Source organism: Streptomyces sp. NPDC059900, assembly GCF_050270335.1.
In the GTDB taxonomy this organism is placed as follows: Bacteria; Actinomycetota; Actinomycetes; order Streptomycetales; family Streptomycetaceae; genus Streptomyces.
In genome coordinates this window covers 1-4,773 of the sequence record NZ_JBNNJZ010000599.1, presented here as the reverse complement: position 1 = coordinate 4,773, position 4,773 = coordinate 1, and the positions used below count along the sequence as shown (strand labels likewise).

The following is a 4,773-nucleotide window of genomic DNA, read 5'->3' as shown; positions in this document are numbered from 1 at the left end:
GGCAGAGCGATCTCCTCGCCCATCTCAATGTCTGGGCAGTGAAGGCCCGTCCCGAGGTCCCGGATGGCCCGGTGGCGCTGGCCATGGACCGCGGGCTGGACTGGCTCGCCCGGTCAGGACTGGATACGCACGCAGCCGTGGATGTGCCGCCGGTCTTCGGTCCGGGAGACGGCAACCTCGCCAACTATCTCTGGGACGGCTCCAGTGTCCGGGTGGTCGACTTTGAGGACTCGGGGCGCAGTGACCGCGCTTTCGAACTCGCGGAGATCACCGAGCACGTGGGGAGTTGGGTGGAGCACCCGCTCGATGCCCTGTCGTTCTTGCGGCACTTCGACCTGACGGCCGCCGAATCCGTACGGCTCGAGCGCTGCCGCCGGCTCCTCGCCCTGGTCTGGCTGTTCCTCCTGTATTTCGACAGCCACAGCGAGGACACCAGGAATCCGGTCGGCACGGTGGAGCGGCAAGCCGACCGTTTGCTGCGCCTGCTGGCCTGATCGGTGTTCCTGGGCTGCGCCGCAGCAGCCCTCGGCGTGATCGTCGAATCCGGGTCCTCGTCCCGGCCCTCGGCGGTTAACCTGACCAGCGCCCGGCGAACTGCGCGCATTGGAGAAGGTGTTGACGGAACGGTCGAGTGGGTATCGCCCCACCCTTGAGGACGTGGCGCACCGGGCCGGGGTTTCGAAGTCCACGGTGTCGCGGGTGATCAACCGGGAGCCCCGCGTGCGGGCCGCGGTTGCCGAGCGTGTCCGGCAGGCCGTGGACGAGCTCGGCTACGTACCCAACCAGGCCGCCCGCAGCCTGGTCACGCGCCGCAACAACGCCGTCGCCGTCGTGGTCACCGAACCGCAGAACCGGCTTTTCGTGGACCCGTACTTCAACTGCCTGCTGCGCGGAATCCGACAGGAACTCGTCCAACAAGGCGCGCAGCCGGTGCTGTTGTTCATCGAGGAGCCGGACGACTATCCCCGCGTCGGGAACTTCCTGGGCGGCGGCCACGTCGACGGCGCCCTGCTGTTCTCGCTGCGCACCGACGACCCATTGCCCGCCATGGTCGAGCACATGGGGCTTCCCGCCGTGTTCGGCGGGCGCCCGGCCGACGGTTCCGGCCATCGCAGCCACACGTACACATATGTCGATGCCGACAACCGCGGCGGGGCCAGGGAAGCCGTCCGGTATCTCCTGTCGCTGGGGCGCCGCCGCATAGCGACCATCACCGGTCCGCTCAACCAGGCCTCCGCGATCGACCGCCTCGACGGCTACCGGGACGTACTGCTCGATGCCCTGCCCCAGCTCGTCGCCGAGAGCGACTTCACGTTGCAGGGCGGCGCTGATGCCATGGTCCGGCTCCTCGACCGGTGCCCCGACCTGGACGCCGTCTTCGTCGCCTCCGACCTCATGGCTTCCGGAGCCCTGCGCATACTGCGAGAGCGCGGGCTCCGTGTACCCGAAGACGTGGCGGTCGTCGGCTTCGACGATCTGGCGACCATCGCCGAGGCGACGGAGCCGCCGCTGACCACGGTGCACCAGGACATCGAGGGCATGGGACGCCTGATGGCCCAGTTGCTGTTCAAGCGGACAGCAGACCCGTCCGCATCGACGGAGGGTGGCCCTCCGATGTCCTCCGTGGTCACGCCGGTACGTCTGGCCGTGCGGCAGTCCGCCTGAGCCTGCTGACTCCGAGGAGCCGGCGGGCCGCCCACCCGACGTCCTAGCCGTGGAACGCCGTGGTCGTTTCGAGCGCGGCGCGCTCGGTCGTCACGCGGTTCACCGGCGCGGACTCGTCGGCATAGCCGAAGGAGATGCCGACGAGCAGCTTTCCTCCGGTGACGCCGACTTCGTCCCGCACGGTGTCGGCGTAGAAGCTGAGCAGTCCCTGCGGGCAGCTGTCCACGCCGTAGGCGGTCATCGCCAGGAGCAGGGTCTGCATGTAGGCGCCGACGTCGGCAGCCAGCCTCGCCGCGCCGTCGCCGTGGACGAACAGGAACGCGGCGTGCGGCGCGCCGTAGAACTCCAGGCTCTGCGCGTCGTACGCGGCGCGTGCTGCCCGGTCGTCGGGGCCGATGCCCAGTGCTCCGTACAGCCCGGCTCCGAAGGCGGATCGGCGTGCCCGGTGCACCTGCGCGTACATGTCCTCGGAGTACGGGAAGTCCACCGACGTGCGCTGCTCGGCGTGGGCTGCTTGCAGGGCCTTCGCCAGGCGTTTGCGCGCCGCACCGCTCACCACCTCCACCCGCCACGGCTGCGTATTGGAGTTGGACGGCGCTGCCCCGGCCAGCGAGAAGATCGCGCGCAGCGTGTCCGCAGGTACGGCGTCCGGGCGGAACGCGCGTGTGGCGTGACGGCCGCGTATCAGCTTTTCCGCGCAGCCACTCAGCTCAGTAGGAACGGGCCTGCTCATGGATCACTCCTCAGCGACAACGCAATACAAAGCAGCGCAATGCAAAGCAATGCAAGTAAACGCGCTCGTTTACCTTGAGGCCCACCGTAGCAAGCCAGTCCCACCGAAGTAAACGCGGGCGTATACTTCCCGCATGAGTACGACGACTGCCGCACCGCGCGGGCGGGGACGCGGGGGCCGGGAGCGCATCCTGGCCGCAGCCGCGCAGTTGTTCGCGGCCCAGGGGATCAACGCGACCGGCATGGAACAGATCGCGGACGAAGCACCGGTGTCCAAGCGCACCCTCTACGCGCACTTCCGGACCAAGGGCGACCTGGTCATCGCCCACCTACAGGACCTGGCATCGTCGGGCGCCACCCTGGAGAGCGTGCTGACCCGCGAAGAAATCCCCCCGCGGGACCGGATCCTCGGACTGTTCACCCAGCCCGCGGCGGACGCGGCTCCGGTGCGCGGATGCCCCTTCATCGATGCCGCCGCTGAGTTCCCCGACCCGCAGAGCGCGGTCCACTCCTACGCCCGCGAGCAGAAGCTGCGGATGGTTCAACTCGTCACCGCGCTGGTGAGCGATCTGGGTTGCCGGGAACCGAACGCGCTGGCCGAACAGTTGGTCACCCTTGCGGACGGGGCGGCCAGTCGCGCCATGGTGCTGGACGACAAGGACTACGGCCGGCATGCACGAACGGCAGCGGAGATCCTGCTCGAACGGGCACTGCCGGGCGCGAGCTGACCACAGCGAGACCTCATCGACTACTGTGCGTGACAGAAAAAGTTCGAACAATAGCGCTGCGTAGCCCTATCGGCACAGGCTGTCCACGAGTACGCTGGGGGCATAGTCCGTGGTACGACCGCATGCCGTCAGCGCGGCAAGCGCGTACCGGCGACCTTACGAGTCCGGAGTGGGGCTCTCCCGCCAGCGGCTGCACCAGCGGGACCCTGCGCCCGCCACACAGCACCGCGAGAGACGCCGCTCCTTTTCGAGGGCTCCCCCTCTTCTCCGGCTTGGATGGTTCTCGACGGTGCACAGCAACCGGGACTGTCTATGCCCAGCTACTTCAACGACGATTCTCTGCTCATCGTGCCTGCAGGCACATCCGCGGGCGTGCGCCTGTTCGGAGAAGTCCTCGGCGCGCACAAAGGCGCGCTTGCCGTTGCCCTGACCGATCAGCGCCGCGTCACCCACGAGATCACCGTCGACCTGAGGGGTGTTCACTACCTCGCCAACAGCGCCCTGGAGATCCTCGTGGCTCTCGCCAACAATCTCCGTCCACCCCAGTGCCTGCTCATCCGCTCCGACCCTGCCCTGGCGCTCCAGGAAAGGCTCTCCGAACACGGGTGGGACGACATCGAAACCCTGCAACTCCTCGAAGCCGGCTGACCGCTTCGTACCGACAGCCTGTGGACCGGTCCCCACCGTCTGCCCCTACGGGGTGAACAGCGGGGCTCTCTCCCGGTGCGGGCGGGCAGGTAGCAGGTCAGCAGCCGCCGCAGTTGTAATAGAGGACATCCCAGTGATTGCCCTCGTCGGCATAGATGTTGCCGGAGCCGGACTTGTACTGCGGAGCACCGTCACCCCGCGGTCCGATGTAAGTGAAGGTGTTCTTGACGTAGTTCGTGACGCAGGTGCTCTTGCCGAAATCGAGCTTGTAGCCGTTCCAGTGCGAGTACGTGCCGCTCGCGTGGCCGGTCTCCGTGCCACCCGTGATGTTGAGGGCGCACCCGCTGGCACGCTTGAGGGTCTGGGCTCCTTGCGCGGTGGCGAGGTTGAGCTGGTCGAAGGACGTACACGTGGGGTTGTTGCGGTTCGAGCAGCCGCCGGAGGACGACCAGGTGACACCGGCCTCGCGGAACATCGATGTGGCGGTGGCATGGCTGATCTTCGTGGCGGCGAAGGCGTCGGTGGCCGTGGTGAGGACGCCGAAGCCTGGTGCGATCAGGGCGCCTGCGGACAGCGCGAGCGCGGTGAGCGCGGAGCGGATGCGCATGGGGGGGTTCCTTCCTGCCGGTGACCGTGCTGACGGTGGGACAGCTGTGGTGCAGGTGGAGCGCCGTGGTGCACGTGCGGTGAGGTGGCACGCGTGCAGTGCCGTGGTGCAGGTGGGTAAGGAGATGGTGCCCGGATCCGCGCCGCACGGCCAGAGGACAAAGCGGAAGGTCTCTCTGCGCTACGGGGCTTCCCTGCCGACCGGAATGCAGGGCTCCCCCGCCGCCAGGACTGCGGAGCTCCCCCGCCGCCCGGCTGCCGCTGCCTACCCTCCCTCCCCCTCCACGTACCGCTCCGTGATCGCCAGTGCCGCGGCCATGATGCTCAGCTGTGGATTGACTTCCGGGCAGGCGGGCAGCACGGAGCCGTCGGCGATCAGTACCCCGTGTACGCC

7 protein-coding genes are annotated in these 4,773 nt (G+C 68.1%); 4 read left to right on the top strand and 3 right to left on the bottom strand.

The features are described from left to right. Window positions 1–494 (top strand): phosphotransferase (locus ACQKIP_RS40045; RefSeq protein WP_427745295.1); only part of this gene is annotated, 494 nt, incomplete at its 5' end. 121 nt (window positions 495–615) lie between these two features. Beyond that, window positions 616–1,665, top strand: coding sequence for a LacI family DNA-binding transcriptional regulator (locus ACQKIP_RS40040; protein WP_365856687.1), 1,050 nt, complete (start codon window positions 616–618; stop codon window positions 1,663–1,665). Window positions 1,666–1,708: 43 nt separating this feature from the next. Here the strand turns inward: ACQKIP_RS40040 and ACQKIP_RS40035 are convergent, their stop codons facing one another. After that, entirely contained in the window at window positions 1,709–2,398 is a 690-nt protein-coding gene (locus ACQKIP_RS40035) for a nitroreductase (RefSeq protein ID WP_365856685.1), read from the bottom strand. A gap of 133 nt (window positions 2,399–2,531) precedes the next feature. On the opposite strand from ACQKIP_RS40035, the gene ACQKIP_RS40030 reads away from it, so the two are divergent. Then, a complete protein-coding gene (locus ACQKIP_RS40030; RefSeq protein WP_365856683.1) occupies window positions 2,532–3,125 on the top strand; it encodes a TetR/AcrR family transcriptional regulator in 594 nt (197 codons plus the stop codon). A 348-nt stretch (window positions 3,126–3,473) separates the two neighbouring features. Then, entirely contained in the window at window positions 3,474–3,773 is a 300-nt protein-coding gene (locus tag ACQKIP_RS40025; protein ID WP_365856681.1) for a hypothetical protein, read from the top strand. A 97-nt stretch (window positions 3,774–3,870) separates the two neighbouring features. On the opposite strand, the gene ACQKIP_RS40020 is transcribed toward ACQKIP_RS40025, so the two are convergent. Next, entirely contained in the window at window positions 3,871–4,380 is a 510-nt protein-coding gene (locus ACQKIP_RS40020; RefSeq protein ID WP_365856679.1) for a hypothetical protein, read from the bottom strand. 264 nt (window positions 4,381–4,644) lie between these two features. Then, on the bottom strand, window positions 4,645–4,773 hold a 129-nt coding region (locus ACQKIP_RS40015), incomplete at its 5' end, for a GMC oxidoreductase (protein WP_427745296.1).

Bases quoted from the DNA above. Each gene is read 5' to 3' on its own strand.
- ACQKIP_RS40020 (WP_365856679.1), bottom strand. From the start codon at position 4,380: ATGCGCATCCGCTCCGCGCTCACCGCGCTCGCGCTGTCCGCAGGCGCC.
- ACQKIP_RS40035 (WP_365856685.1), bottom strand. From the start codon at position 2,398: ATGAGCAGGCCCGTTCCTACTGAGCTGAGTGGCTGCGCGGAAAAGCTG.
- ACQKIP_RS40030 (WP_365856683.1), top strand. From the start codon at position 2,532: ATGAGTACGACGACTGCCGCACCGCGCGGGCGGGGACGCGGGGGCCGG.